Source organism: Albibacillus kandeliae, from assembly GCF_003116585.1.
GTDB classification, from domain to species: domain Bacteria; phylum Pseudomonadota; class Alphaproteobacteria; order Rhodobacterales; family Rhodobacteraceae; genus Albibacillus; species Albibacillus kandeliae.
In genome coordinates, this window is record NZ_QEHM01000007.1 from 395,610 (window position 1) to 422,387 (window position 26,778).

The 26,778-nt window shown below is 66.7% G+C and carries 27 protein-coding genes; 6 read left to right on the top strand and 21 right to left on the bottom strand.

The window, feature by feature from the left end; all coding sequences use genetic code 11:
- Positions 1-8 precede the first annotated feature (8 nt).
- From DDT93_RS17665 to DDT93_RS17700, 8 genes are all read right to left on the bottom strand, one after another.
- Positions 9-1,799 (bottom strand): MFS transporter, encoded by a 1,791-nt coding sequence (locus tag DDT93_RS17665; protein ID WP_109467180.1) that lies wholly within the window; start codon positions 1,797-1,799, stop codon positions 9-11.
- Positions 1,796-2,236 (bottom strand): MarR family winged helix-turn-helix transcriptional regulator, encoded by a 441-nt coding sequence (locus DDT93_RS17670; RefSeq protein ID WP_109467181.1) that lies wholly within the window; start codon positions 2,234-2,236, stop codon positions 1,796-1,798. The genes DDT93_RS17665 and DDT93_RS17670 overlap by 4 nt, the downstream gene beginning before the upstream one ends.
- 128 nt (positions 2,237-2,364) lie before the next feature.
- Complete coding sequence (locus tag DDT93_RS17675; RefSeq protein WP_109467182.1) at positions 2,365-3,504, bottom strand: ABC transporter ATP-binding protein; 1,140 nt, start codon at positions 3,502-3,504, stop codon at positions 2,365-2,367.
- Complete coding sequence (locus tag DDT93_RS17680) at positions 3,504-4,262, bottom strand: tyrosine-protein phosphatase (protein WP_109467183.1); 759 nt, start codon at positions 4,260-4,262, stop codon at positions 3,504-3,506. The genes DDT93_RS17675 and DDT93_RS17680 overlap by 1 nt, the downstream gene beginning before the upstream one ends.
- The gene (locus DDT93_RS17685; RefSeq protein WP_109467184.1) at positions 4,262-5,128 is read right to left on the bottom strand and encodes a carbohydrate ABC transporter permease; all 867 of its coding nucleotides are present in this window, start codon (positions 5,126-5,128) and stop codon (positions 4,262-4,264) included. Before DDT93_RS17685 ends, DDT93_RS17680 begins: the two co-directional genes overlap by 1 nt.
- Positions 5,118-6,062, bottom strand: a complete 945-nt coding sequence (locus DDT93_RS17690) for a carbohydrate ABC transporter permease (RefSeq protein WP_109467233.1) — start codon at positions 6,060-6,062, stop codon at positions 5,118-5,120. Before DDT93_RS17690 ends, DDT93_RS17685 begins: the two co-directional genes overlap by 11 nt.
- A 61-nt stretch (positions 6,063-6,123) precedes the next feature.
- Positions 6,124-7,413: an ABC transporter substrate-binding protein gene (locus DDT93_RS17695; protein ID WP_109467185.1), complete on the bottom strand. Its 1,290-nt coding sequence runs from the start codon at positions 7,411-7,413 to the stop codon at positions 6,124-6,126.
- A 78-nt stretch (positions 7,414-7,491) separates the two neighbouring features.
- Positions 7,492-8,355: a metallophosphoesterase gene (locus tag DDT93_RS17700; protein WP_109467186.1), complete on the bottom strand. Its 864-nt coding sequence runs from the start codon at positions 8,353-8,355 to the stop codon at positions 7,492-7,494.
- Between the two features lie 115 nt (positions 8,356-8,470).
- Between DDT93_RS17700 and DDT93_RS17705 the strand changes: the two genes are divergently transcribed.
- The gene (locus DDT93_RS17705) at positions 8,471-9,046 is read left to right on the top strand and encodes a TetR/AcrR family transcriptional regulator (RefSeq protein ID WP_198654894.1); all 576 of its coding nucleotides are present in this window, start codon (positions 8,471-8,473) and stop codon (positions 9,044-9,046) included.
- Positions 9,047-9,103: 57 nt separating this feature from the next.
- Here the strand turns inward: DDT93_RS17705 and DDT93_RS17710 are convergent, their stop codons facing one another.
- Both DDT93_RS17710 and DDT93_RS17715 read right to left on the bottom strand, forming a co-directional pair.
- The gene (locus DDT93_RS17710) at positions 9,104-10,093 is read right to left on the bottom strand and encodes a hypothetical protein (RefSeq protein WP_157960217.1); all 990 of its coding nucleotides are present in this window, start codon (positions 10,091-10,093) and stop codon (positions 9,104-9,106) included.
- Positions 10,075-10,773 carry a hypothetical protein gene (locus DDT93_RS17715; protein WP_109467189.1) on the bottom strand — a complete coding sequence of 233 codons (699 nt, stop codon included), beginning with the start codon at positions 10,771-10,773 and terminating at the stop codon, positions 10,075-10,077. Before DDT93_RS17715 ends, DDT93_RS17710 begins: the two co-directional genes overlap by 19 nt.
- Before the next feature lie 209 nt (positions 10,774-10,982).
- Between DDT93_RS17715 and DDT93_RS17720 the strand changes: the two genes are divergently transcribed.
- Both DDT93_RS17720 and DDT93_RS17725 read left to right on the top strand, forming a co-directional pair.
- Positions 10,983-11,240 (top strand): helix-turn-helix domain-containing protein, encoded by a 258-nt coding sequence (locus tag DDT93_RS17720; protein ID WP_109467190.1) that lies wholly within the window; start codon positions 10,983-10,985, stop codon positions 11,238-11,240.
- Positions 11,240-12,571, top strand: coding sequence for a type II toxin-antitoxin system HipA family toxin (locus DDT93_RS17725; RefSeq protein WP_109467191.1), 1,332 nt, complete (start codon positions 11,240-11,242; stop codon positions 12,569-12,571). The genes DDT93_RS17720 and DDT93_RS17725 overlap by 1 nt, the downstream gene beginning before the upstream one ends.
- Before the next feature lie 25 nt (positions 12,572-12,596).
- On the opposite strand, the gene DDT93_RS17730 is transcribed toward DDT93_RS17725, so the two are convergent.
- From DDT93_RS17730 to DDT93_RS17770, 9 genes are read right to left on the bottom strand one after another with little or no spacing between them, the layout of a single operon-like run.
- A complete protein-coding gene (locus tag DDT93_RS17730) occupies positions 12,597-13,496 on the bottom strand; it encodes an SMP-30/gluconolactonase/LRE family protein (RefSeq protein ID WP_109467192.1) in 900 nt (299 codons plus the stop codon).
- Positions 13,489-15,012 carry a tripartite tricarboxylate transporter permease gene (locus tag DDT93_RS17735; RefSeq protein ID WP_109467193.1) on the bottom strand — a complete coding sequence of 508 codons (1,524 nt, stop codon included), beginning with the start codon at positions 15,010-15,012 and terminating at the stop codon, positions 13,489-13,491. The genes DDT93_RS17730 and DDT93_RS17735 overlap by 8 nt, the downstream gene beginning before the upstream one ends.
- On the bottom strand, positions 15,012-15,467 hold the full coding sequence (locus DDT93_RS17740) for a tripartite tricarboxylate transporter TctB family protein (protein WP_232825496.1): 456 nt from the start codon (positions 15,465-15,467) through the stop codon (positions 15,012-15,014). The genes DDT93_RS17735 and DDT93_RS17740 overlap by 1 nt, the downstream gene beginning before the upstream one ends.
- Positions 15,468-15,493: 26 nt before the next feature.
- Positions 15,494-16,801 carry an SDR family oxidoreductase gene (locus tag DDT93_RS17745; protein ID WP_157960218.1) on the bottom strand — a complete coding sequence of 436 codons (1,308 nt, stop codon included), beginning with the start codon at positions 16,799-16,801 and terminating at the stop codon, positions 15,494-15,496.
- Between the two features lie 9 nt (positions 16,802-16,810).
- Complete coding sequence (locus DDT93_RS17750; RefSeq protein ID WP_109467195.1) at positions 16,811-17,563, bottom strand: SDR family NAD(P)-dependent oxidoreductase; 753 nt, start codon at positions 17,561-17,563, stop codon at positions 16,811-16,813.
- A 20-nt stretch (positions 17,564-17,583) separates the two neighbouring features.
- A complete protein-coding gene (locus DDT93_RS17755) occupies positions 17,584-18,561 on the bottom strand; it encodes an acyl-CoA dehydrogenase family protein (RefSeq protein ID WP_109467196.1) in 978 nt (325 codons plus the stop codon).
- A 1-nt stretch (position 18,562) separates the two neighbouring features.
- Entirely contained in the window at positions 18,563-19,753 is a 1,191-nt protein-coding gene (locus tag DDT93_RS17760; protein ID WP_109467197.1) for an acyl-CoA dehydrogenase family protein, read from the bottom strand.
- Positions 19,750-21,885: an acetate--CoA ligase family protein gene (locus tag DDT93_RS17765; RefSeq protein ID WP_109467198.1), complete on the bottom strand. Its 2,136-nt coding sequence runs from the start codon at positions 21,883-21,885 to the stop codon at positions 19,750-19,752. Before DDT93_RS17765 ends, DDT93_RS17760 begins: the two co-directional genes overlap by 4 nt.
- Before the next feature lies 1 nt (position 21,886).
- Positions 21,887-22,657 carry an enoyl-CoA hydratase/isomerase family protein gene (locus DDT93_RS17770; RefSeq protein WP_109467199.1) on the bottom strand — a complete coding sequence of 257 codons (771 nt, stop codon included), beginning with the start codon at positions 22,655-22,657 and terminating at the stop codon, positions 21,887-21,889.
- A 197-nt stretch (positions 22,658-22,854) separates the two neighbouring features.
- Between DDT93_RS17770 and DDT93_RS17775 the strand changes: the two genes are divergently transcribed.
- Entirely contained in the window at positions 22,855-23,826 is a 972-nt protein-coding gene (locus DDT93_RS17775; RefSeq protein WP_109467200.1) for a tripartite tricarboxylate transporter substrate binding protein, read from the top strand.
- Positions 23,827-23,890: 64 nt separating this feature from the next.
- Positions 23,891-24,673 carry an SDR family NAD(P)-dependent oxidoreductase gene (locus tag DDT93_RS17780; protein ID WP_109467201.1) on the top strand — a complete coding sequence of 261 codons (783 nt, stop codon included), beginning with the start codon at positions 23,891-23,893 and terminating at the stop codon, positions 24,671-24,673.
- A gap of 6 nt (positions 24,674-24,679) precedes the next feature.
- Here DDT93_RS17780 and DDT93_RS17785 read toward each other — a convergent pair whose 3' ends face one another.
- Positions 24,680-25,294 (bottom strand): TetR/AcrR family transcriptional regulator, encoded by a 615-nt coding sequence (locus DDT93_RS17785; RefSeq protein ID WP_109467202.1) that lies wholly within the window; start codon positions 25,292-25,294, stop codon positions 24,680-24,682.
- 58 nt (positions 25,295-25,352) lie between these two features.
- Positions 25,353-26,285, bottom strand: a complete 933-nt coding sequence (locus DDT93_RS17790) for a LysR family transcriptional regulator (protein ID WP_109467203.1) — start codon at positions 26,283-26,285, stop codon at positions 25,353-25,355.
- 107 nt (positions 26,286-26,392) lie between these two features.
- On the opposite strand from DDT93_RS17790, the gene DDT93_RS17795 reads away from it, so the two are divergent.
- Positions 26,393-26,778: LLM class flavin-dependent oxidoreductase (locus tag DDT93_RS17795; RefSeq protein ID WP_157960219.1), on the top strand; the 386-nt coding region annotated here is incomplete at its 3' end.

Below are 26,778 nucleotides of genomic sequence, written 5' to 3' on the forward strand. Positions count from 1 at the left end.
GTCTTTCTTCAGGCGGCTTGGGGCCGTGCCTGCGGGGGTTCGGAAACAATCGGGGCGGGGGCCGGGGCCGCGGTCTCGGCGCGGCGGGCCAGACGGGCCTGGCGGGCGCTGAGCGCCGCGTGACCCAGAAGCAGGACAAGGGCAGCCGACGAGACGCAGGCGACCACGAGGAAGGCGTCGTTATAGGCCATCACGGCCGCCTGTGTGCTGACCTCACTGGCCAGTTGCGCGGCAGCCTGCGCACTGCGCAGAGTCGGGTCGGTGACCACGGGGGCAAGCGAGGCCGAATAGGTCCCGATCCGCTCGGTCACCAGCGGGTTGGTCGAAATCAGCTCTTCGTAGAGCCGCTGAGTGTGCAGCGTGGTCCGCACCTTGACGAAGGAGGAAAAGATCGCGGAGCCGAGAAAGCCGCCGATCTTCTGCGTCGTCAGGAAGACGATCACGAAGGTCAGGATGTAGTCCGGGCCCTTCTTGAACGCGAGCAGGATGCCGGACAGCATGGCCGGGGGCAGGAACAGCGCCGAAGCAAGTCCGATCATCCCCTGCGAGAGGTAGAGGTCGCTCGGCACTGTCTGCGCGGTCGAGTTGGTATCCATCAGCGAACCGGCGATCAGCAGCAACAGGGCGACGGCGTGAAACTCCTTTTCCCGCCCCGGCTTCAGCAACAACGCGCAGATGACCCCGCCAAGGATCGTCGCGGCCAGCACCACCAACCACAGCCCGCGCGCCTGTTCGTTCATCACGCCCAGGGCCCGGATCAGACCGGCGGCCCCCGCACTCTGTTCGCTCAGCACAAGGCGGAACAGCAGCAGGGTGGCGGCAAAATGCATCACCGTCGGGCTGGTCAGCCAGCGGATGTCCAGCAGGGGGTTCTTTCGGTTCAGTTCGATAGCCCCGGCGAGGCCGATGGCGGCGGTACCAACGGCAATGGTCCAGCCCAGCCAGGCCTGCTCGGTCCACCAGTATTGGGCACCGGTGATGGTGGCGACGGCGATGCAGCCGAAACCCACGGCGATCAGCAGAAAGGAAATCACGTCCCCCGCCTCGATGGTCATCGGCGTGGCGGGGTTGCGCAGCGGGAAGCGATAGATCAGGGCCAGCCCGATGGCCGCCATGCTGGCCTCCAACACCGTCAGCCCCCGCCACGACCCCATTTCGATCAGTTCGGGCGAAATCAGCCGGGTCAGGGTCGAGCCCATGAACATCAGCGTGAGCGCGGCCGAGAGGCCCACGTTCATCTTGCGCTGCTGCGGCAGGGGATCGAGCATGTAGAGGAAGGCCAGCGAACTCATCGGCGCGGCGGCGCATCCTGCGAGAAAGCGCACGGCGAGGTGCGACCAGAAGTCGTTCGCGGCAAAGCTCAGCAGACCCGAGGCAAGGAAGACGACAATCGAGATCTCGGCAAATCGGCGCAGGCCGAACCGGCCCCGCAGCTTGATCAGTGCGATGGTCAGCGATGCGTTCGGCGCCATGTAGGCCGCCGTGAACCACAGGGTCTCGGCCTGCGTAGTGCCGAAGAAACCCTGCAATTGCTGCGAGTTGACCGAGATGACGCTCTGGCTGAAACCCTGGGCGAGGGCCAGAACGGCGGCGGTGAAGAAATAGAACACCGCCTGCCACGGCGGCATGACCAGCCCAAGGGCATAGGTGGCCGGAGCGGCAGGCACCGGCTGCGGCGCTTCGGGTTCATCAGGCTCTTCGGGCTCTTCCGACACCTCTTCGACCGGCCCAGAGTGCTCCAGATCCGCCAATTCGGTTTCACCCGACGCGGTCAGGGCGGCGATTTCCTTCTCGGTCATCGTTCTGCCCTGCCTATGTTTTCGATCATCTGGCAGATCACCCGGTCGGCAACGTCGAGGTCTTCCTGCGGGATCCCGGCAACCACATCCTCGCGCAGCGCCTTGGACAGGGCGCGCAGGGCCTGCACTTCGCCTTGGGCGGCCTCGGTCAGCACCACGTTGCGGATCCGCCGGTCCTGCGGCGATACCTCGCGCCGCACCAGCCCGCCGCATTCCATCGCATCGACCAGCCGCGCCATGGTCGGGCGCTCCACGTCCATTTCCTCGGCCAGTTCGGCCTGACTCATCGAGCCCTTGAGGTCGAGGTAAAGAAGGATCAGCGCCCGTGCCTGAGTCAGGCCGTGTTCACCCGCTCGCTTGTCAAACTGCGTGCGGATGCGCCGCGCCAGCAGGCTGATACGGCGGACGAAGTTGCGGGTTGGATCGGAGTCGGGCATGGCGATACGAAATAGGTAGGTTGCTAACTATTAGCTGCCTACCTAGCTGTCCCGGCCCGATTTGACAATCCCGGCGCAATGCATGGCTGCCAGTCCGAATTCGCAGACCGGCAGCCGTGAAGACCCTTTTAGGCGGGCGCAAACGCCTCCGACCGCGCGTCGCTCTCCGCCCGGCCCGCGTCCGCCCCGGCCACCGCTACCTCGGCCAGACGCTGCCCCGAAACGCGGTCAAAGGCGTGGAGCCGGGCCACGTCCGGGATCAGCGAGACATGCGTCCCTTCGCGCACTGCACTCTCGCGCGGCAGCACGGCGGAGGCATAGCCCCCGGGAAGCTGGCAATGCGCGACCCTCATGCCGCCAAGGTCCTCGATCAGGTCGACCTGCGCGGGCAGCCCCCCACGACCGGCAGGCGCCACGGTGAAATCCTCGGGCCGCACACCAAGGGTCAGTTCCGTTCCCGACGGAAGCTTGAGGTCACCCGCCAGCATCCGGTCGGGGCACATATCGGCCCGCAGGATGCCCTCCCGGTCCACCGTCGCGGGCAGAAGGTTCATCGCGGGGGCGCCAAGGAACCCGGCGACGAAGGCCGACGCAGGGCGCGCATAGACCTCCGACGGGCTGCCGATCTGCTCGATCCGGCCCCCGTTCATCACCACCAGCCGGTCGGCCATTGTCATCGCCTCCACCTGGTCGTGGGTCACGAGCACAGAAGTGGCCGAGAGGCGCCGGTGCAGGCGCCGGATCTCGATCCGCATCTGCACCCGCATCTTCGCGTCGAGGTTCGACAGCGGTTCGTCGAAGAGGAACAGCCTGGGCTGTCGCACGATGGCGCGCCCCATGGCCACCCGCTGACGCTGTCCGCCCGAAAGCTGTTTGGGTCGCCGGTCCAGATAGTCGGTGAGCCCGAGGATCTCGGCCGCTTCGCGTACACGTTGCTCACGCTCGGCGCGCGGTACGCGGGCCAACTTCAGCGGATAGCCGATGTTCCCCGCCACCGTCATATGCGGATAGAGCGCGTAGTTCTGGAACACCATGGCGCAGCCCCGGTTCGCGGGCTCCACGTCGTTGACGACCTGCCCGCCGATGCCGATCTCGCCCGAGGTGATATCCTCCAGCCCCGCGATCATCCGGAGCAAGGTGGACTTGCCGCAGCCAGAGGGGCCGACGATCACCACGAACTCCCCCTCTTCGAACCCCAGGTTCAGCCCATGCAGGGTCTGCACGTCGCCATAGCTTTTCCGCAAGTCGCGGATCGAGACATAGGACATCAGGCAGCTCCTTCCATCGCTTCGGCCTGCAGCATTCGGCTGCGCAGTGCCGCGATCTCTCTCTCGGTCAGACCATGGGTCAGCAAGTAGACTTCAGCCCCGCCATGCGCCGTGTCCAGATGACCGAGGAAGGCCTCCATCGTTGCCGCCTCGCTCAGCAGCAGCGGCGAGGCGAGGTCGAAGTCGCGCCCCGCCGCCTCCAACTCGTCGCGCAGCGCCGCGAACATTGCGGGCGAGTAGCGGCTGGTCAGGGCATAATCCGCGACGATCTCGGCGCGCGGCGTGCCGGCCAGCAACAGCAGCAGTGCCGCGATCATGCCGGTCCGGTCCTTGCCGGCCGTGCAGTGGAACAGCACCGCGCCCGGCGCGTCCGCCACCACCCGCAACACCTGCACGAACTCGGCCGCACACTCCTCCAGCGCCTGGCAGTAAAGCGCGAAGAGCACGTCCTCGGCCTCCTTCAGCCCGGGGCGGGACGGATCGAGCCCGGCAAAGAGCGAAATGTTGTGATAGAGGACGCCGTCGAACCCGGCGGCAAAGGGATTGGCCTGCGCACCGGTTTCCTCACTGTGCCGCAGGTCGATGACCGTGGTGCAGCCCATGTCGCGGAGCGTTTCCATCGCCTGTCGGTCCAGCCGGTGCAAGCTGTCCGCGCGCAGCGCGCGGCGCCAGGCTGTCTGCCCGCCAGAGGCAGTATAACCGCCAAGATCACGCAGGTTGTGGGCCCCGGTCAGGGGGATCAGTCGTTGGGGTATCATCAGCGTAGTCCGGATTTCATGAAGGAAGAGATCACCTGCCGTTGCAGGACAAGATAGATCAGGAGGATCGGAAGGCTCGCCATGGTCGAGGCCGCCATCAGCGGACCCCATTGTGTCCCTTCCGACGAGATGAACATCTGGAGGCCGATCTGCACCACCGAGTTCTCGGGCGAACGGGTCAGCAGCAGCGGCCAGAAGTACTCGTTCCAAGTGGTGATGAAGATCAGGATCGCCAGCGAGGCGAGCGTCCCGCGCAGGTTGGGCACGATCACCTGCCACAGGATCTGCCAATGGTTGCCCCCGTCCATGCGCGCGGCCTCGACCACTTCGGTCGGGAACGACCGCATCGACTGGGCCAGCAGCATGATGGCAAAGGCCGATGCGATGTGCGGCAGGATCAGCGCGCCCAGCGTGTCGATCATGCCAAGGCGGGCGACCAGCAGGTAGTTCGGGATCATCACCACCTGCAGAGGCACCAGCCATGTCAGCGCCACCGCTCCGAACAGGATCGCCGAACCGCGAAACCGCCAGCGGGCAAAGGCGTAGCCGGCAAGGATCCCCGACAGCAGCTGCACCGCCGTCACCGCCGCCGAGACGATGAAGGTATTCACCAGCATCCGCTGCATCGGAACCGCGCGCAGGGCATAGGCGTAGTTGTCGAGGCTTGCCGCATCGGGCCAGAGCCGGGTCGAGAAGATCGCGTTCTCGGGGCGCAGCGAGGTCACGATCATCCAGTAGATCGGAAAGACGCAGACCAGCGAGACGAGGATCATCAGGGCGTGGCCCACGCCGGTGTCCCATCCCGAGAGGGCGAGGGCGCGGCGGCGCGGCTGCACCGGGGCAAGCGTGGCGGCATCAGTCATCATGGAAGGTCACCTTGGCCTTGAGGGCGAAGAGCGCGGCGGCCAGCAGGCCGAAGCCGACGAAGAGGATCACCGCAGAGGCCGAAGACCAGCCGACCGAGAGCGACCCGAAGCCGAACTGCCACAGGAGGTAATAGATGTTGGTGGTCGAGCCGAGCGGTCCGCCCTCGGTCAGCACGTGGATATAGGAAAAGCTCCACTGCGCCCCCAGCAGCACGACCATCAGGATCAGCAGCATCAGCGTGGGCGAAAGCAGCGGCAGGCGGATATCGCGGATGATCTCCCACTTGGATGCGCCGTCGAGACGGGCCGCCTCGACGAGGCTCTCGTCGATGGCCGCGTTGGCCGCCGAGAGGATCAGGGTGGCAAAGCCGATCAGCTTCCACCCGGTGATGAAGGTGATGGTCCAAAGCGCGAGGTCCGGGTCCGAGAGAAACCCGATCGGCTTCGTCCCAAGCCCCTGCAGGCCAAGGTTCAGGATGCCGTGGCTCGGGTCCAGCAGCCAGCGCCAGACGGCAGCGGCGACCACGGGCGGCACGATCATCGGCACGAAGATCAACGCGCGGTAGAGGTTGCGGCTGCGCGGCGGCAGATCCTGCGTGAACAGCGCGATCACCAATGGCAGCAGCACCGCCAGCGGCAGCAATCCGACGAGATAGTACCAGGTGTTTCCCAGCGCCTGCCAGAACTTCGGCAGGTCAAAGATGTTGCGGTAGTTGTCCAGCCCCACCCAGGTCTTCGGCGCGGTCGGCAGCAGGTTCCACTGTTGGAAACTCAGCACGAAGGCTTGGGCCAGCGGCTCGTAAATCCAGATCACGAAACAGGCGACGGCAGGCAGCAGGTAGAGGTAGGGCACCAGCTGCCGCCGAAAGCGGCGCGCCCGTGTCATCCGGCGCAGCATGCGCGGCGGGTGGGGTTCGGCAGCGAAATCGGTCATCGTCGGGTCCAAATGCAGGTGGCCCAGGCGCATGGGGCGCCTGGGCTCGGCCTCGGTCAGGTCAGGGCATCAGGCGCTGGGTGCGCTCCTGCGCTTCGGTCAGGATACCGGCCACGTTGTCGTCGTTGCCGAAGGTCGCCATTTCCATCGCGTCCATCATCGAGATCCCGATCTGCAGGTAGTTCGGCCCCGGCAGCGGCACGTAGGGCGCCAGCTTTTCCAGCTGTGCGAGGTTCGGCTGCACCAGCGGATGTGCCTTGACCCATTCCCCGAGGTATTCCGGGTCGTTCACGATCGACGGGCGCAACGGCAGGTAGCCGATCTCGGAGGTGATGATGGTATAGCCCCGCTCGGAGGTGAGGTACTTCATCAGTTCCCAGGCCGCGCGCTGCTTGACCGGGTCGGTCGAGTGCAGCGACAGCGCCGAACCCGAGTTCGAGGGCTTCACGGGCTTGTCGCCAAAGGCCGGCATGGCGGCCGCGCGCAGCTCGAAATTGCCGGTCGCGCCCTTCACCAGGTAGCCCTGGATCGCCGAGGTCTGCAGGTACATCGCCGTGTTGCCTGCGGCCATCCCCTCCATCTGGGCCGTGATGCTGAGGTTCTCGGTGATCCCCTCCTGCGCGAGGTCACGCAGCATCGCGATGGCTTCGATGGCCTCGGGCGAGGCAAAGGTCATCTCGGTCCGGTCGGCGTTGATCACCGCGCCACCGTTCGAGTTGATAACGCCCTGCATCAGCCAGTCGAGCGCGGTCGGCCCGTAGATGCCGGTGGCCAGCGGCAGCGCATCGGTACTGGCCTTGATCTTTAGCGCGGCTTCCTTCAGCTCGGCCCAGGTCGCAGGCGGCTGGTCCGGGTCGAGCCCGGCCTTTCGGAACAGGTCGGCGTTGTAGAACAGCACCGGCGTCGAGAAGGTATAGGCAAGGCCGTAGGTCTTGCCGTTCAGGCGACCGAGTTCCAGACCGTTCGGCACCATACCCTCGAAGTGCCCGGCAAGCTCCTCGGCAGGCACGATGTCTTCCAATGCCACCGCACCAAGGTTCTCGGCGGCAAAACCGAGCGCGGCAAAGGGCATCTGGACAAGGTCGACGGACTGCCCGGCGACGATGTCGGCCTGCAGCCGGGTGGCGATATCCTGCGGCTGCACCGGCACGCCTTCGACGTGGATGTTCGGATGGGCCGCCTCGAACTCGGCGATCATCTTGCGGGTGGCGTCCGCGCCATTCCCGGCCGAGGCGAGGTTGTAGTTGTAGAAGGTGATGGTGACCGGCTCGGTCACCTCGGCGGGCATGCTCTGGGCAAGGGCCGCAGTCGCGCTCAGTGCGACGGCAACGGCCAGCAGTGTGGTTTTCATCACGGGCTCCAATCGTTGGTCAGTGTGACGTCTGGTCGGGGAGGAGGAGGCGCGGCCCGCAGCAGGCCGCGCCGGTCGTTACTCGGCCGCGGTCTTGCGGGCCTCAATGAAGTCGAGGATGCGCTGCATGTCGAGCGTATGGCGCACCTCGCGGGTCTGCGGATGGGCGACGAAGGTCACCTGCAGCCCCGAGGGGTAGAGCGTGCCAACGGCAAAACCGGTGGCGTCCAGCATGTTGAAGGCGCCCGGCAGGGCGACGACATCGGTCCCGGCGTGGTGGCCGGTACCGATCACCACCGGCACACCGTGCCACAGGGCAACCCGGTCCATATGGACGTGACCCGAGAGGATGCCGACAACATTCACGCCCTCGATGGCCTGCCGCAGCTCTTCGGTGGCGACGCGCGACAGCGATTCCCACTCCATCTCGCCAGCCGTCAGGTCGATCATCGGCGCATGGTGCATGACCAGCAGCTTGGGCAGGTCGGCATGCTCGGCAAGGCGCGCCTTCAGCCAGTCGACCTGGCCCGCTTCCCAGAAGCCACCGATCTCGTCCGGCACCGAGGAATCCAGCACGATCACGTGCAGCCCGCCGATCACCGTATCGTGGTCATAGGGTTTCGTAGGGTCCGAGTAGAGCGCCGAGAACCCCTCGGCGAAGCCTTCCCGCCGATCGTGGTTGCCAAGCGCGTAGACCACCGGGAGGTCGAGCCCGGCCTCATCCATGATCGACGCGACAGTGCGGTAGGCTTCCGGCTCGCCGTGGTTGGTCAGGTCGCCCGAGGCGACGATAAAGTCCGGCTTCTGCTCCATGCGGGCGATCTCGGCCAGCGTGCGGCGCAGGGTGTCGCGGGTCTCGCTGAACAGCATGTCGTCCTCGACGCCGGGGGCGTTCACGTGGAGGTCGGTCATGTGGATGAAGGTGAGGGGACGCTCCGTCATCGGGCTTTTCCTTTCGGTTGCGGGTCAGATCGGCGGGCGGAATCAAATCGCTTGTGCCGAGTCGGCGGCATCCCTAAGGTGCGAGTGTGACAACTGAATGAAGGTTCATTCACTGATGACGAAAGTAATTCCGATGCGGGAACGCATTCTCGACGCGACGGCCGAATTGCTGGTCGAACATGGCACGCAGGCGTCCATGTCAAAGATCGCGTCCCGCGCCGAAGTGGCCACCGGCTCGCTCTACAATCACTTTGAATCCAAGGACGTGCTGATCCGCGCGGTCTACGAACGGCTGGCCGAACAGGTCACTGCCCTGCTCGTCGAAGGCGACGACCCCTCCGCAACGCCGGAACAGCGGCTCGACCGCTACATCGACAACTATATCGACTTCATCTGGAACGACCCCTCGCGGGCGATCCTGTTCGAATACCTGTCCAACGTCCCCCTCCTGCCCGCCCGAGACCTGATCCAGAGCTTTCGCGGCAGCTCGGACTACATCGCCGAGATCCTGCAGGACCTGCGCGCCAGCGGCTGGCTGATGGACGCCGAACCCTTCCTCATGGGCGGCTTCATCGGCGGCGCCATCCGCAACACCCTGAAATGGCAACGCACCTACGACCGCCCCCTCACCGACGCCGACCGCCAGCAGATCAAGACAATGTGCCTGCAATCGCTGCGCCGGATGGAGTAAAGCGGGGGGAGACGGCGCAGCGGGACGCCGCCTTCATGCGTCATTGCCGGAGGTGTCTCACCTCGCCAGCAGAAGAACGGGTTCCTCGTCTTCCTGCGCCGCGCGTTCGAGGTATGCCCGACCATGAACATCCCTGTCGATCAGCGTTTCGACAAGCGAGGGCAGAGAGGCCAGACGCAGCCTCAGGTTCGAAGACAGCTGATCTATCGCTCCCCCCTTCTCGCGATCCTCTCCCAGAGCAAGAACCAGCTTGTCCTGCGGCAACGCGAGTGTGAGTTCGCTGAGCTTGTCCAGATGATAGCCCACCCGTGACAGCGCCCGTTCCTTTTCATCAAGCCAGATCAATGCCCTCACCTGCACCATGCTGCACATCGAAAGGCGTGAAATCAGGTCGGTCAGCAGTTCGGCATCAATGCGGGGACGGCGAACGATATGCATCAGCCCGGAATGGGCCTGCATGAAAGCTTCGTTGAGGCTGGTTTCCGCTGGCCGCACTACCGCTTCCGCGTTCTTCGAGAAATCAGCTTCGGCCATTTGTTGCAGGCCGGCTTCGATCCGCGAAAGGACCTGACGAAGGTCCCAGTCCTCGCGCTCTTCCCGAACCCGCTCCTGCCGGTCCCCGATTGCCTCCAGTTGCCGGTCCATCGCCTGCATGCGCGAGAGGATGATCGCCGTGCTTGCCACGGTGACACCCATGCCCGCCACGGAGGACACAAGGGTCGCCATCTGGAGGGCCTGCATACCACCGAGCATTGATTCCAGGAGTTTCAGCTTTCCCTTGATCTGCTCGTTCTGGACAACCTGAATGATCCCGGTCGCCGATTGGAGCGGTGCGCCAAGCAGCGAGTTCACGACGCCACCGCCCTTCTCCACCGCCACGCCGACGATACTCTGCGTCAGGTTCGTTTCCTGCAGATGCCCAAGAATTTTCTTGGTCGTTGAATCGCGCACCAGCATTCCGACCACTTCGGCGCTCTTATCCAGAATCCTGTCAGCCAATTCCTCGGAGACTGACGCCAGTACGGACTCTATTCCGGTTCCTGCCATGTTCCTATTGCCCTCACCCTTATGTCACGCGCCTCGTCGAGCAGCTCCAGCAGGGATTGCCGGGTGCTCTTGGTTTCGCCCTTGTTGTTGTCCCCTATCAGCGCAGCTTCAATGCTCCGACCGATCTTTTCCTTGAGGTTCGACTTCAACCGTTCCGCCGCATAGCCCTGCATCCGAGTCGAGACCACGGCCAGTGCCGTTGCGCCAACCGCCGCCACCGCAAACACGGGCCATGAAAACGTAACGACTGTCCCGGCGGAGAAAATTCCGAGGACGGTCGTAACCGTTGTGGTGGTCGCCACCCCGGTTGCCACCACGGCCAGCCCGAGCGAACCAGCCGCGGTGACCCCGGTTCCTGCCAGCACCGCGGCCTCGCTCAGCAGGCTGTGTTCAAATTCGACACCTTCAATTCTCGAGATCGAAGCGACGCAGGTTTCCTGTAGTGATCTTTCCATGCGCCGATTGAATACATTCAGTCTGGAACGCAGTTGTTCTTCCACCGCCTTGCGTTTCTCCCCACCTCGGATGAGTTCCATCAAGGTTAATTCGTCGACGGATTTTCCGGCAATCTGGCGATAATTTTCTGCGGCGTCCCTGCAGTCCCGATCGACCCTGGCCCTTTCCGTGGACCACCAGGCCAGAATTTCCTGCTTGGCCAATGCCGCGCTGAACGAGTCCATTATTTCCCCACGACCAAAGTACGGCCCGCGCTGAGGCTCCATTATGTAATCGGATTTGCCAATAGTTATATGTCACGGCGAATAGAGGTTTTCCGGACTGTCGCGTGCGCCCCACTGCATCGGGTGCTGTTTCTGGGTTTTCTTGCAAAAGGTACGTTTTTGGTATATTTCCAGAATTCAACGTATCCGTTACCCAGCAGGCCACCCTCATGCACACCCAGTCCCTCCGCGACGCGACCGGTCTCAGTCAGGCGCTGCGCAGCCGCAGGCGGGAACTCGGGCTGACCCAGGACGAGCTGGGCCAGCGCGCGGGTCTGGCCGCCAAGCACGTTTCGCGGATCGAGAACGGCACGCACGAGCCGCGCGTCTCGACCCTCTTCGCACTGGTCTCGGCCCTCGGGCTGGAACTGGTGCTGGGCGAGGATGGCACCGTGCTGCGCGCACCCTCGGTCGGGGACATCTTCTGATGGGACGACCGGCACTGACCCGGCGGCTGGACGTGCGGATCAACGGGCGGCTGGCGGGCGACTACCGCTACAGCCCCTCCGGCGGAACCGCCTTCGCCTACGATCCCGCATGGCTGGACTGGGAACATGCCTTTCCGATCTCGCGCCAGTTGCCGCTGACCGGCGGGTCCCAGACCGGTGCGCATGTCAGCGCCGTGTTCGAGAACCTCTTGCCGGACAACAGCGCGTTGCGGCGGCTGATCGCCGAGCGCACCGAGGCGCGCAGCGCCCGGCCCCACGACCTGCTGGCCGCCATCGGGCGCGACTGCATCGGTGCCATGCAATTCCTGCCGCCGGGCGCAGAGCCCGGGGACCCCTTCCGCGTGGAGGGCGAACAGCAGGACGCCGCCGCCATTGCCGACACCATCCGCACCCTCGCCACCTCTCCCCTCGGGATGCAGGAGGACGAGACTTTCCGCATCTCGCTGGCCGGGGCGCAGGAAAAGACCGCGCTGCTCTGGAAGGACGGCGGCTGGTTCAAGCCGCTCGGGCTGACGCCCACCACGCATATCCTCAAGCGCCGCATGGGTGTGATCTCTCACGGCATCGACATGACCGACAGCGTCGAGAACGAATGGCTATGCCTGCAGCTCGCCGCCGCCCTCGGCCTTCCGGTCAACCCGGCACGGATCGAAACGTTCGAGGACCAGACCGTCCTCGTCGTCACCCGCTTCGACCGGACCCCGCGCGCCGGCGGCGGTATCCTGCGCCTGCCACAAGAGGATTTCCTGCAGGCGCTCGGGCTCGAGTCGGGCCAGAAGTACCAGGATCATGGCGGTCCTTCGATGCAGGACGGGCTGCGCCTGCTCGAGGGCTCGTCCGAGCGGGCGGCGGACCAGCGTATGTTCCTCAAGGCCCAAGTGGTGAACTGGCTGCTTGCCGCCATCGACGGACATGCCAAGAACTACTCGCTCTTTCTCGGCCCCGGCGGGTTCCGGATGACGCCGCTCTACGACATCCTCAGCGCCGCGCCCGCGATGGCCTCCGGCGCTTTTCGTCACCGCGATCTGCGCCTTGCCATGTCGGCGGGGCGGCGGCGGCACTACCGGCTAGACCAGATCCAGCCGCGCCATTTCGACCAGACCGCCGAGGCCGCCCGCGTGCCCGTACCGACCCGGCGGCGGGCCTTCGAGGAGATCGTCGCCGCTGGACTGCCCGCGCTGGAGCGCGTGGCCGACAGCCTGCCCGGCACCTTTCCCGACAGGGTCGCCAGCCCGATCCTCGACCATGCGCGCGCGCGGATGGCGCTGCTGACCGCCGAGGTCGGGGCCGGTCTGGCTACCCCGAGCTAGGCTTCGTCCACGCCCCGGATCGCGGTCAGAGAACGCGCGCTTCCGGCAGCCCCCGGCTGCCGAGCCCGTCCAGCACAAAGAGATGGCCGCCCTCCGGATGGGTCGAAACCGCGCGCCCGGTGCCGGAATCACGGATCGAGGTGACGAAGAGCCGGTCCATCTGTGCCCCCCCGAAGGCGAGGCTCGACGGCAGGTCGACAGGCGCCGGAACACGCCGCAACAGGCGCCCCGAAGGATCGAAGCAGCCGATCTCGGCACTCCGGATCAGCGCGCCCCAGAGGTTGCCATCGGCATCGACCGTCGCGCCGTCGATCCCGGACCCCAGCGCGTCCGTGTCGATATGCACCCGTGGCACCGAGGCCGCACCGCTCTCGGGGTCATAATCGCAGGCCATCACCTGACGGCGCGGCGTGTCGGTGAAATAGAGCACCCGGCCATCGGGGCTGAAGCAGATACCGTTCCCGACCGTCAGCCCCTCGCACAGCACCGCGTGACCGCCCCGCCGGTCGATCCGGTGCAGCGCCCCAAGCGGGGCGCCGGTGCGGCCCATGCCCGCGCAGAGGAACCGGCCCTGCCGGTCCGCCTTGCCGTCGTTCAGCCGCATCGCCGGATCGGCACCCGTCAGGACCAGCAGGAGCTCCGTTTGTCCCGCGTCGGGTCGGAAGGTCACGACCGAATGTTCCAGCGCGACAACGATACCGCCGGGCTCGGCCAGCGCGATGGAGCCCACATGCCCCTCGAACGCAAAGGTCTCGACCCCGCGCGGCGCATCGCCTTCGAACCCCATCCGGCGGACCAGCCCGGCAACGCCATCGATCCACCACAGGCACTGCGCGTCGGCATCCCAGACCGGGCTTTCCCCCAGCCGGTCCGGGGTCTCGCTCAGGCGGGTGACGGTCACGCCGTCGCCTGCCCCGTCAGGCATTCTGCTCATCCCGGTAACCGCCCCGACGCGACAGGGCGCGGCGCAACCCGGCGACGGTAAACCACGCGATGATCAGCAGCGAAGCGCCCATGATCACGCCCGAGATCGGTCGCGTCAGGAAGGTCGCGATCTCGCCGTTCGACACCACCAGCGCGCGGCGGAAGTTCTCTTCCATCATCGGGCCAAGCACGAAGCCCAGCAACAAGGGCGCCACCTCGAAGTTCAGCGCCTTCATGCCCCAGCCGAAGAACCCGAAGGCCAGCAGGACATAGATGTCCATCACCTGGAAGTTCACGCTGTAGATGCCGATACAGACGAAGGCGACGATCACCGGGAACAGCAGGTGATAGGGGATCGACAGAATCCGCACCCAGATGCCGATCAGCGGCAAGTTCAGGATCATCAGGAAAATGTTGCCGATGACGAAGCTCATCACCAGACCCCAGAACAGGTCGGGCGAGCCGGAAATCACGTTCGGCCCCGGCAGGATACCGTGCACCATCATGACGCCCAGCATGATCGCCATCACTGGGTCACCCGGGATCCCGAGGCTGAGGGTCGGGATGAAGGCCGCCTGCACCGCCGCGTTGTTCGCGGATTCCGGCGCGGCGATCCCCTCAATCGCACCCTTGCCGAATTCCTCGGGGTGCTTGGAGAGCTTCTTCTCGGTCGCGTAGGAGATGAAGGTGGCCACCACACCGCCGGTCCCCGGCAGCGCGCCGAAGAAGGCACCGATGCCGGACCCCCGCGCCATCGGCATGGCCGACCGGCGCCACTGCTCCCGGCTCGGCAGCATCGACCGCAACGTGATGTCCTTGGTGTCCATCGGCGCCTTGATGATCCGCCCTGCGCTCGAAATGATCTCGGGCAGGCCGAACAGGCCGATGGCGACCGCGACCAGCGACAGGCCGTCGTAGAACTCGGGCATGCCAAAGGCAAAGCGCGCGACACCGCTGTTCAGATCGATCCCGACCAGCCCGAGCGCAAGGCCCAGCGTCACCGCCGCGAGCGACCGGATCGAGCGGCCGGAACCGATCAGCGCCGCCGCGATCAGGCCGAGGAACATCAGCGAGAAGTATTCCTGCGGGCCGAACTCCAGCGCGACCCGTGCCAGCGGCACCGAGAAGAGCGAGAGCAGCACGACCCCGAACATCGACCCGACAAATGACGCGACCGCGGTCATGAACAGCGCCACACCGGCCTGCCCCTTGCGCGCCATCGGGTAGCCGTCGATGCCGGTCACGGCACTCGTCGCGGTTCCCGGCAGGTTCAGCAGGATCGAGGCGGTCGAGCCACCGTAGGCCGCGCCATAGTAGATGCCCGCCAGCATGATCAGCGCAAAGTTCGGCTCGAGGTGGTAGGTGATCGGTAGCAGCATGGCGAGGGTCGCCATCGTCCCGATCCCCGGCAGCACGCCGACAAGGGTGCCGAGGGTCACCCCGAGGAAACAGTAGGCCAGCCCGCCAAGTGAGGCGGCAACGGAAAGCCCGAGGGCAAGGTTGTTCAGCAGTTCCATTACCAGAACGCCTTGATCTGAAGTCCGAGAAGGAGGCTGAAGATCAGCCAGCACGAGAGCGCTGTCCCGACCGCAAGCATGGCGGCAGTCAGCAGCGAGGTGGTGCGGTTCGACAGCGACGCGAGGAACACCGCGACGAAGATCGCGGGCACCATTCCCACCCGTTCGATCAGAAGCGCAAAGGCCAGGAACGCGGCGGTCACCATCAGCACGCCGCGCAGGTTCGACCCTTCGCTCTCGGACTCCGAACGCCCGCCCGGTTCGGCGAAGACCAGCAGCACCGCGCCCAGCAGGCACATGCAGACCCCCAGCAGCATCGGGAAGTATCCCGGCCCCATGCGCGTCAGCGTGCCCAGCCGATAGTCGAAGGCCTCGGTCAGGATGAATAGTCCGACAGCGACGGTGATCAGCCCCGCGATCACGTCCTCGCGTCTCAGTTTCAGGTAAGCCAGCATGTTCCCTCCCACGGCCGGTCGGCCGCTCAATCAGTCGTCTCGTGTCTCGTTTCTGCGCCCGCTGCAAACTGTGTCCGCGCGGGCCCGGCCTGCACCGACTGGCCGGTGAGATAGCCCGCACCGTCACCGGTCAGCCAAAGCGCCAGTTCCGCCATCCCGTCCCGTCGCGCATCGCTCCAGTCGAGCGCGTTCACCCGGTGGCGGCGCGGTCCCCACTCCAGCGCAAGCAGACGCGCCATCATCCCGAGCGCCGCTGCCGTTGCCGGGTCTCCCCCGCCCGAAAGCAGCAGCACGGCAAGGCCCGCGCCGTCGTCCCGTGTCTCCAGCACCTCGGCGAGGTCGCGGACATCGGCCAGCGCCCGGGTCGTGTCCGTCACATCGCAGCCGCGCATGTCGATCACAGCGCCAAACGGCGACGCCTCCAAAAGCGCGGCGGGCGTTGCGACGTGCAGCACTTCCCGGTCCCGGCCCGCGACGCGGACCAGTCGCTCCGCCTCTGCGCCGGTGCCGATGACCGCCAGCCGGGTTGTCCCGACGGGCGGCTTGGTCTCGGTCGCCGGGAGCGCCGTGCCCGCAGCGGCCAGCGCACCGCCATCGACCGACACGCAACGCCCGGCAAGAACCCGGCCCGAGGGCGAGGCTGCGAAGGCAACCGCGCGGGCAATATCATCGGGCGTTCCGAGGCGGCCCAGAGGAACCCGCGCCGCGGCGGCCTCCGCATCCAGCCGCCCTGCCGCGATCAGCCCCTCGACCAGCTCGGTACGGACGAACCCGGGCGCGATGGCCGTCACGTCTATCCCGCGCCCCGCCGCCTCGGCATCAAGCGTCCGGGTCAGTTCCATCACCGCGGCCTTGGTAGCGCTGTAGGCCCCGCGCAGCGGAATCGCCCGCAGAGCGGCGCCCGAGGCGATGTTGACGATCACGCTACCCGGAGCCAGCAGCCCCAGCGCCGCCCGGCAGATCGCCTCGACGCTGCCAAGGTTCACGGCGACGAGACGCGCGAACTCCGCCGCCGGGATCTCGCCGATGCGCCGCCCCGAGGTATCGGTGATGCCCGCGTTGTTCACCACGATCTCAAGCCCGCCAAGCGCCTCGGCGGCCCGCCCGACCAGACCGGAAGCGGCACGCATGTCCGAGAGGTCCACCGCCAGCGCCACGTGCCCCGCGCCCAGCTCGGCGGCGCGCGCCTCGGCCCGTGCCGCATCCACATCGGCAATCGCGCAGCGCACCCCCTCGGCGGCCAATGCCCGGCAGATGGCCCAGCCGATCCCGCCAGCCCCGCCCGTGACGAGGGCGCGGCGGGCCGGGGAAGGGTCTGCGGGATCCCGTGTCATCATGACGACCTACAGGTTCGACGTGTTGATGCCGCCGTCGACCAGCAGCACCTGACCGGTCACGAAATCGCTCTCGGGCGCGCAGAGATAGACGATGGCGCGCGCGATGTCCTCGACCGTGCCGAGCCGTCCCAGCGGCGTACTCGCGATGCGCTTGGCGTCGAGGTCGGCATTGCGGTGCTTCTGCGTGCCCTCGGTGGGGATCGCAGAGGGCGCGACCGCGTTCACCCGGATGTTGCGCGCCCCGAGCTCGGCGGCGGCGGCCCGGGTCATGCCCATTACGCCCGCCTTGATGCCTGAGTAGACCAACGACCGCGGTGCCGAGCGGAACCCGGCGGCCGAGGCCACGTTGACGATGGCTCCGCCGCGGGTCTCGTCCATCACCTCGGCAGCGGCCTGCGTGCCCCAGATCACCCCGTTGAAGCCGATTTGCAGCATCCGGTCCACCGTCTCCGGCGCGATGTCGGGGATCGCCTGATACCGAACCCAGGCGGCGTTGTTCACCATGACGTCGAGCTGCCCGGCCGCGTCCATCACGGCCTTGACCGCCGCATAGACGCCTTCGCGCGTGGCGACGTTCTGCACCACGGGGATCGCCTTGCCGCCCTCGGCGGTGATCTCGCTCACCGCTTCTTCGACGAATTCGGGTTTCAGGTCGTTGATCGCCACGGTCCAGCCGCGCGCCGCCATCAGCTTGGCGCTCGCCTTGCCGATCCCGTGACCGGCTCCGGTGATCAGGGCGACCTTGTGTTCAGAGTGCATCTTGTCCTGTCCTCGTTCTTTCACGCCGCGTTCGCCAGCAGGTCGGCGGCCACCGCCTCGATCAGGTCGGCCGCGCCGCCCTGCGCGGCCAGCGCCTTGATCATCCGCAGGTGCCGGTGCAACGGCACCTCCCAGGTAAAGCCCATGCCGCCATGCACCTGGATCGCGCTCTCCGCAACCCGGGCTCCCAGCGTCGCCGCGCCGACAAAGGTCGCGCGGGCGGCAGCGGCAGGCACCGCGCATTCCGGCGAGAGGCTGCGGTGGATGTTGTTGCGAATGGTCTCCACCGCCAGACAGTCGCGGGCAAGGTGGTGCTGGATCGACTGGTTCGCCGACAGCGGACGCCCGAACTGGACACGTTCCTGCGCGTAGTCTGCGGCACGCGACAGGCAATCCTCGGCTGCGCCGAGGATCAGCGCCGCCCGAAGGACCAGCGCATCGGCCCTGAGCCGCGCCACCGCATCCGCCGACAGCTCGGGACCGGACGCCGCCGTGACACGCACCCGCGCCTCCGGGCGCTCAAGGTCCAGCGTCGACTCCGTCTCTACCATTGCGCCCTCGCCCGGCGTCACCAGCACGCCGCCCTCGTCGGCCCCCAGCACCAGCACCCGCGCGCAGGCCTCCGCCAGCGGCGCACGCCCCACGACGCCCGAGGTGCCACCGAGCATTCCGCTCCAAGCCACGGTCACCGGCATCTCGCCAGAGACAATCGCGCTCGCCAGAGCGTCGTCCACACCTGCAAAGGCGCGGGCCAGCAACATGCATTCCAGCAGCGGCGCAGCAAGGAACCCGCCGCCCGCCGCCCGCAGCACCGGCACGGCAAATCCCAGCGGCAGGTCCATGCCACCCACCGCTTCAGGGGCAAGGATGCCGGTCAGACCGGCCTCGGCCAGCAGGTCCATCCGCTCGGGCAGGCCCGCTGCCTCGGCGCAGGCCGTGGTGACCGCGCGGGCGGTCTCGACGAAGTCCTCGGGATTGAGTTCCGTATCCGTGGTCATGTCAGGCCTTCCGCTTGAGCTGGAGAATTCGCTTGGAGATGATGTCGAGCTGGATCTCGGTCGTGCCCGCATAGATCGTCTCGGCCCGCGACTTCAGATAGATATCCTCCATCCGCTTACGGGCGACCCTCAGAGTGTCGGACGCCTCGACCGGAAACTGCGAGACGATCTCCAGCGCCAGCCGTGCAAATCCCTGGTGCGCCTCGCTCCAGAACAGCTTCGGCAGCGACCCGCGCGGCCCGATCTCCTGTCCGTCGATCAGCGACCCGACGAGCGTTTCCACGTGGCCCTTCAGCAGCTCGATGTTCACCGAGACCTCGGCCAGAGCGCGACGATAGGTGCTCTCAGCCAGATGCCGGGTGGCCGGGTCCGACAGGCAGGCCGAGACGAGGTGGTTCAACTGGTTCTCGAAGCGCCAGGCGCGGTGCATCCGGTTGGTCGCCCGTTCGATCGACAGCACCCGCGTCGCGGCGGCCCAGCCCTCGTCGGGCGACCCGAGCATGTCCTCCTCGGGGATCACCACGTTGTTCAGGAAGACCTCGCAGAACGACCGCTCACCATCGATCGACTGGATCTCGCGGATGTCGACGCCCGGCGTGTCGGTGCGCAGCGCAAAGAGAACGAGGCCCCTGTGCCGGTCTTCCACCGGACCCGTCCGCGCCAGCAGCAGGCAGCGGCGCGACTTGGACGCGCCAGAGGTCCAGATCTTCTGGCCATTCACCACCCAGCCGTCCGCCGTCTGCACGGCGCGGGTGCGCAACCCGGCGAGGTCCGATCCCGCGTTCGGTTCCGAGAAACCCTGGCACCAGATGTCGCGCATCTCGAGGATGGCGGGCAGGTATTCGGCCTTCTGCTCGGGCCGGCCCACCGCCATGATGATCGGCCCGGCCAGTTCCTTGCCGATCGAGTTCACGCTTTCGGGCATCGGGGTCCGCCCGATCTCGCGGCTGATGTCGAGATGGGCGCGCAGGCCCAGCCCGCCGCCGCCGTACTCCTTGGGCCAGGTCGCCCCGACCAGCCCGGCGCGGTGCAGCTTCGCTTCCCAGTCGCAGAGCTCGGCCACGGTGTTGCGCCGCGTGCTCGGGCGATCTTCGCGCAGCGCGTCCGGCAGGTTGGCATCGAGCCAGGCCCGCGCATGGGCGGCCATGCCCTGTTCCGCCGTCCGGGTTTCGGCCAGTGCTGTCTGTGTCATTCGGCTGCCTCTGCCTTGGTCTCCCCGCGCGGCACGATCAGGGCATCGAGCGCGATGGCGCCCTGCCCGGCATCCCGGACGAGAAGGGGGTTGATGTCGATCTCGGCCACGTCCGCAGCGTGGCGGACGGCGAATTCGGAAAGCGCGACGATGGCCCCGGCCACCGCCTCCACGTCGGCGGGCGCACGGCCCCGCGCCCCGTCGAGCAGGGCAAAGGCCTTCAGTTCGCGCAGCATCGCGTGCGCCTCGTCCCGCGTGACCGGCGCCGTGCGCAGCGCGGTGTCGCGGAACACCTCGGCAAAGATGCCACCCAGCCCGACCATGACCACGGGCCCGAAAATCGGATCGGTCGTGGTGCCAAGGATCAGCTCGGTACCGCCGGTGATCATCGGCGCGACCAGCACGCCCTCGATCCGCGCCTTGGGCGCGTGATCGGCCGCGGCCGCTATGATGCGGTCATAGGCCGCCGCTGCCGCGGCCCGGCCGGTAACGCCCAGCACCACACCGCCGATGTCGGACTTGTGCTGGATGTCAGCCGATAGGATCTTCATGGCCACCGGCGCGGCCATGCGTTCAGCCGCCTCTCCCGCCGCATCGGCGGAGGTGGCGATGACCTCCTCCGGGAACCGGATGCCCGCCGCGCCAAGCGCGCGCTTGGCCCCGGCCTCGTTCGCGACAGCGGTCCGGTCCAGCGGCTCTGCGGCGATCACCGCCGTCGTCCCAGACGTCGCGGGGACCGACATGCGGCCCAGCCCGGCCACCCCTTCCATCATCATGTCGATGGTCGGGAAGGTCAGGATACCCATCTCGTTCAGCGTCCGCAGCGCATCGTCCGGGCTTGCCACGCAGGCCACGATCACCTTGTCGGGGTGGCTCTCGCGCACCCGGCGCAGTGCGCCGAGGTAGACGTCGCGCAGGCGCGGCACGTCGAGCCCCATCGCCATCATCACGCAGACAACCTCGTTCGCCTCATCTGCGCAGACCGCCGACAGCAGTTCCTCGAAGGTCTCAGGGTTGGCCGACATCTGCGCCGTCGCGTCCACCGGGTTGACGGGCGACGACAGCGGCAGAACGGCACGGATGCGGTCCTGCGCCGGTGTGCCGGTGCGGTTGAGCGCGATGCCTCGCGCATCGGCCGCGTCCGCCATCATGATCCCGAACCCGCCCGAGGCGGTGATGACCGACACCGACGGCGCGGCGCTGACACGACGGTCACCAAGGGCGGCCACCGCACTGCCGAGTTGCACAAGCAGTTCGAGCGAATGCACGCGCACCGCCCCATGTTTTGCGAAGACGGCGTCAAACACCCGGTCCGAGCCTGCGAGGCCCCCGGTATGCGACAGCGCCGCCGCCTGCCCCGCATCGGAGGCGCCCATCTTCAGCACGATCACCGGTTTGCCCGCCGCCCGCGCAACTTCCAGCGCCTCGGTCAGGCGGCCTGCGTCCCGGCAGGTCTCCATGCAGCACAGGATCACCCGCGTCGCGTCGTCACCCGCACACCATGCGATGGCGTCGGCAAGGTCCACGTCGCACTCGTTGCCCGAGGCGAGGAACCGGCTGATCCCGGCGCCGCTGCGGCCCAGCATCTTCATGGCGAGGCTGCCGACATTGCCGCTCTGCGAGACGATGGCCACCGGCCCCTCCGCCGGCATCTCGGTCTCCAGCGCGACCGAGAAGGTCCCGATCGCCCGCTCCGGCACGCTGACGGTCCCAAGGCAGTTCGGCCCTAGCACCCGCATCCCCGTGCGATCCGCGACGTCCCGCAGTTCCGCCTGCGCGGTAGCCCCTGCCGGCCCCATCTCGGCAAACCCGGCCGACAGCACGATGGCCGCCGGAACCCCGCGCGCGGCACATTCCTTGGCAGCGGCCAACGCCCCAGTCCCCGGCACCGCGATCAGCGCGAGGTCCGGCACCTCGGGAAGCTCGGCCACGCCGGTATAACCCGGCAGGTCCTGAATCATGCCGCCCTTGGGGTTTACCGGCAGGATCTGCCCGGCGTACCCGTGTTTCTTGAGGAGGGAGACCGGGCGGCCTCCCGTCTTGCGCGGATCGGTCGAGGCGCCGATCACCGCGATGCTGCGGGGGCGGAAGATCTGATCCAGCCCGCGCCCCAGCCTGCGTTCGCCACTCATGTCAGCGCCCCGTGAACTTGGGCTCGCGCTTTTCGAGGAAGGCCATGCGGGCCTCCTTGGCATCCTCGGTCTGTGCCAGCGCCATCGTGTAGTTCTGCTCCATGCGGTAGGCGTCGCGCTGTGGCATGTGCTCGACCAGCGTCATCGCCTGCTTGGCATAGCGGATCGCCAGCGGGCTCTTCGAGGCAATCTCCTGTGCGACGGCCATGGCAGTCGGCACCAGATCCTCCAGCGTCGTGATCTTCTCGATCACCCGCCGCTCCAGCATCTCTTCGGCGGTCAGCCGGACACCGGTGTAGAACATGCGCCGCATGGTCGAACGACCAAACAGGGTGTTCAGCATCGAAGCCCCGCCAGCGAGGCCCACGTTGATCTCGGGCATCCCGAAGGTGGCGTTCTCGGAGGCATAGAAGATATCGCAGGAGGCCATCAGCCCCAGCCCGGCCCCCAGCGCCGCACCGTTCACGGCGGCGATCACCGGCTTGGAGCATTCACGAATCGCGTTCCCTGTCTCGCGGGTGATCCGGTTGTGCTCGAGGAAATCGCCCGGCTGTTCCAGGTTCGGGCGATCCTTCAGGTCGGCCCCGGCGCAGAAGGTCTTGCCAGCCCCGGTCAGCACCGCGCAGCGGATATCCTCGCGCGCCGAGATCTCATCGAACACCGCGATGATTTCGGCCCTCGCCTGACGGTTCAGCGCATTCACCGGCGGCCGGTTCAGCGTAACCAGCGCAACATGCCCGTGCAGCTCGAACTGCAACGTTTCGTAGCCCATGACTCCTCCTCGAATCTTCTCCTCCGACCGCTGACTGACCAGACGGTCAGCCGCCGTGATAGCACCGGCACCGAATTGCGACAACCCGAAAAAGCACCTTGACTGACCGGACGGTCAGGCCCTAGCTTCCGGAACCGGGGGCCGCGCGACGGCCAGGAGAGGCAGGGGCCAGACCCCTGAAACGGAGGAGACCACCGATGAAGTTCAACCGCCGCGCGGCCATTGCCGCGCTTGCCGCTACCGCCGCTTTCGCCACGCCGCAGACCGTGATGGCGCAGTCCGATGACCCGATCACCTTTGTCGTGCCCTATGGCGCGGGCGGCCTGATCGACGGCATCGTGCGGCAGGTCGCCGACATGATGACCAAGGACCTGGGCCAGCCCGTCCTTGTCGAGAACAAACCCGGCGCCAACGGTATCGTCGGCGCGCAATACGTCGCCTCGGCCAAGCCGGACGGCCACACCATGCTGATCGGCGCAACCGGCCCGATCTCGCTCAACGTACTGCTGCGCCCGAACCTCACCTTCGGGCTCGACGACTTTGCGCCGGTCGCCACCATGCTCAGCGGTCCGCTCTCGGTCGCGGTGCCCAGCAACATCGGCGTCGACAAGATCGAGGACCTCGTGGACTACGCCAACAAGACCGGCAAGCCGCTGCGCTACGCGACCCTCGGGCCCGGCAGCGTGACCCACCTCTTCGGCCTGACCATGGCCAAGGAGCTTGGCGTCGAGATGGCCGACGTGGCCTACCGCAACAACTCCTCGGCCCTCGTGGACCTGATCGGCGGTCAGGCCGAGCTGAACTTCTCCAGCCCGATCTCGCTGCTCGAGCACCAGAAGTCGGGCGATCTGAAGATCCTCGCGCTGACCACGCCGGAACGGATGGAGCAGTTCCCCGATATCCCGACGACCACCGAGCTTGGTTACCCCAACCTCGTCTCCTCCTTCTGGTTCGGCCTGATGGCCCCCGCCGGAACGCCGCAGGAGATGATCGACCGGGTCTCCGCCGCCACCGAGAAGGCGATGAGCGATCCCGATCTGCAGGCCCAGATGCTCAAGGTCGGGATGATCCCCGAGCCGGGCGGCCCGGCCGACCTGCAAAAGCAGCTCGACAGCGACATGACCTTCTGGGGCGCGGTGGTGAAGGACAACGAGATCGTCCTCCAGTAACCCCAACCCTCGTTCTCAGGCGCCGGGCCCTCGGGTCCGGCGCTTTCCTGTTCCGGAGACCCGCATGTCCTGGCTTGACCTCACCGACCGTACCGTCCTCCTGACCGGCGCCGCCGGCGGCATCGGACGGGCCATCGCCGCCGCCTTCGACGCCCAGGGTGCAAGGCTCGCCCTCTTCGACCGCGACACCACGGGCCTCGAAGCAACGTCGGCCCTGCTCGCCGACCGGCACCCGGCCTTCACCCTCGATCTGGCCGAGGGCGACGGGATCGCCCCTGCGATGGAGGCCGCCAGCGCGGCCATCGGCGCACCCCAGATCCTCGTCAATGTCGCCGCCATGTCGGTGCCTCGTGCCCTTGCCGAGGTCAGCGAGGCCGAGTTCGCACGCCAGATCGCCGTGAACACCACTGCCGCCCTGCTGACCGGTCAGGCCTTTCTGCGCCTGCGCGACCGGGACCAGCCCGGCGCGATCACCAATATCTCGTCGATCGCGGCGACCCACTCCGTTCCGAACGGCGCCGGGTACTCCGCCAGCAAGGCGGCCCTCACCATGCTGACCCGGCAGCTCGCCGTGGAATGGGGCCCCGAGGGCGTGCGCTGCAATCTCTTGAGCCCGGGGCTGATCCTCACCCCGCTCAGCCAGGCGTTCTACGCCGATCCCGCCGACCGCGCCGCGCGCGAGGCCGTGGTGCCAGCCCGCCGGATCGGGCGGCCGGAAGACATCGCCGACGCGGTACTCTACCTGTCGAGCCCGCGCGCCTCCTATGTCAGCGGTGCGGATATCGTAGTGGACGGCGGTTTCACCCAGACACTGATGACCCACATCCCGCGCAAGCGGATGGGCTGACCCGCCCTAGCGCCGGGCGAGTCCGTTCAGGATGATCCCGAAGTAGGCATCCACGATCTGAGGAGGCGTCATCGCCTTCTCGGGGTTGTACCAGCGGTGCATCCAGTTGACCGAGGACAGGATCAGCCGCCCGGTCATCGCCGGGTCCAGATCGTTGAACTCGCCGCTCTCCACGCCCTCGCGGATCAGGTCGCGCAGATGGTGCTCAAGCTCCTTGCGCCGCTTCAGCCGCGCTTCCAGCCGGTGCCGGTCGGGGTCGTTCCAGAACGCGGTGCTGGCCGCGATCCACGCCCAGCGATGTTCGTGAAAGAAGGTCGCCATCGCGATCATGAAGGCCCGCACCTTTTCCGAGGCGGTTGCCTCCTCGGGCACGTTCTCCTTCACGAAGTCGTAGAGGTCCTTGGACGAGTTGAACGCGATCTGGGCGTAGAAGTTATCCTTGCTCTCGAAATGGTGGTAAAGTAGCGCCTTGGACACGCCCGAGGCGTCCGACACGTCCCGCATGGTGGCGGCGTCATAGCCCTTTTCGGCAAAGACACGGGCGCCAACCTCCAGCAATTCCCGGACTCGCGGGCTTACGTCAGGCGTCTTGCCATTGCCCTGGCCGGTGTCCTCGGTCATCGCTGAATGTCCCCGTATCTACAGTTTTCAAGCATATAGGCAGCGACTGACCCGCGGGTCAATGCTCGGGGCGGTCAGTGTCCGGAATCCGGGCATGGCTGCGCCAGTTCTCGGCCACGAAGTCCAGGTAGACGCGCAATTTGGTCGGCACCTGCACGGTTTCGGGGAAGGTGGCAAAGATGCCCTCCTCGAAGGTCGTGTTGGTGATCCTATAGTCCGGCAACAGCCGCACCAGCCGCCCCTCGGCGATATCCCCCGCCACCGTATAGTGATCCAGCAGGGCGATCCCGTGCCCCCGCCGCGCGGCCTCCAGCAGCACCTGCCCGTTGTTCGAGGCGAACCCCACCGGCACCGCCAGTTCCTCGGTCTTGTCCCCGCGCACGAAGCGCCAATAGACCGCGTCATGTCCCAGCACGTAGGGCAGGCAGGCGTGGTTCAGCAGGTCCTGCGGCACCTTCAAAGGCGGCGCGCCCTTCAGGTAGTCGGCCGAGGCGATCAGCACCCGCTCGCTCAGGAAGAGCCGCCGACGCATCAGCCCCAGGTCCTGCGGGGGTGAGATCCGGAAGTCGAGGTCGAACCCGTCCTCGCGCAACCGCACGGGCCGCTCCGAAAGGTGCAACTCGACCACCACCTCCGGGTACTGACGCGCAAACTCCGGTTGCAGCGGCGCCAGCACCGCGAGGCCGAACATTGTGCGCGAGTGCACCCGCAACACCCCGCGCGGCGTCTCCTGCATCGAGACCGCATCCGCCTCGGCCGAGCGGATCCCCGCGAGGATCGCCTCCGCCCGCGCGACGAATCCGCGCCCCGCTTCGGACAGGACGAGGTTGCGCGTCGACCGGTGCACCAGCGTCACGCCAAGATGCTCCTCCAGTTCGGTAACATGGCGCGAGACACTCGCCGGAGACAGACCGGCGCGACGCCCTGCTGCCGAGAAACTCCCCAGTTCCGCTGCCGAGACCAGCAGTTCCATCGCCCTGAGCTTGTCCATCTATCTTTCCACATTCTGAAAAGCTGCCCCTCATCTTTAGAATATTATGGCGAGATATCGAATGAAATAAGGTGACTCCCGAGGAAACATTTTCGGGAGGATTCACCATGGAATTCGGTGTCTTCACGCTTGCGCAGCAACGCGGATACCATCAGGACTCGCACGAGGTCATCGCGAACTCGATCGAGCAGACCGTGCTGGCGGAACAGGCCGGCTTCGACGCCGCCTGGTATGCCGAGCACCACTTCAACAACTACTCGCTGTCGCCGTCGCCGCTGATGACCGTGGCCCATTGCGCGGGCAAGACCTCGCGCATCCGTCTCGGCTCGGCCGTCTGCATCCTCCCGCTCTATCACCCGGCGCGCTTCCTCGCCGAGGTGGGCTTTGTCGATTCCGTCTCGAACGGGCGGCTCGAGCTGGGCATCGGCTCGGGCTACCAGCAGTTCGAGTTCGAACGTTTCGGAACCTCGCTGGCCGATGCCGGCCCGATGTT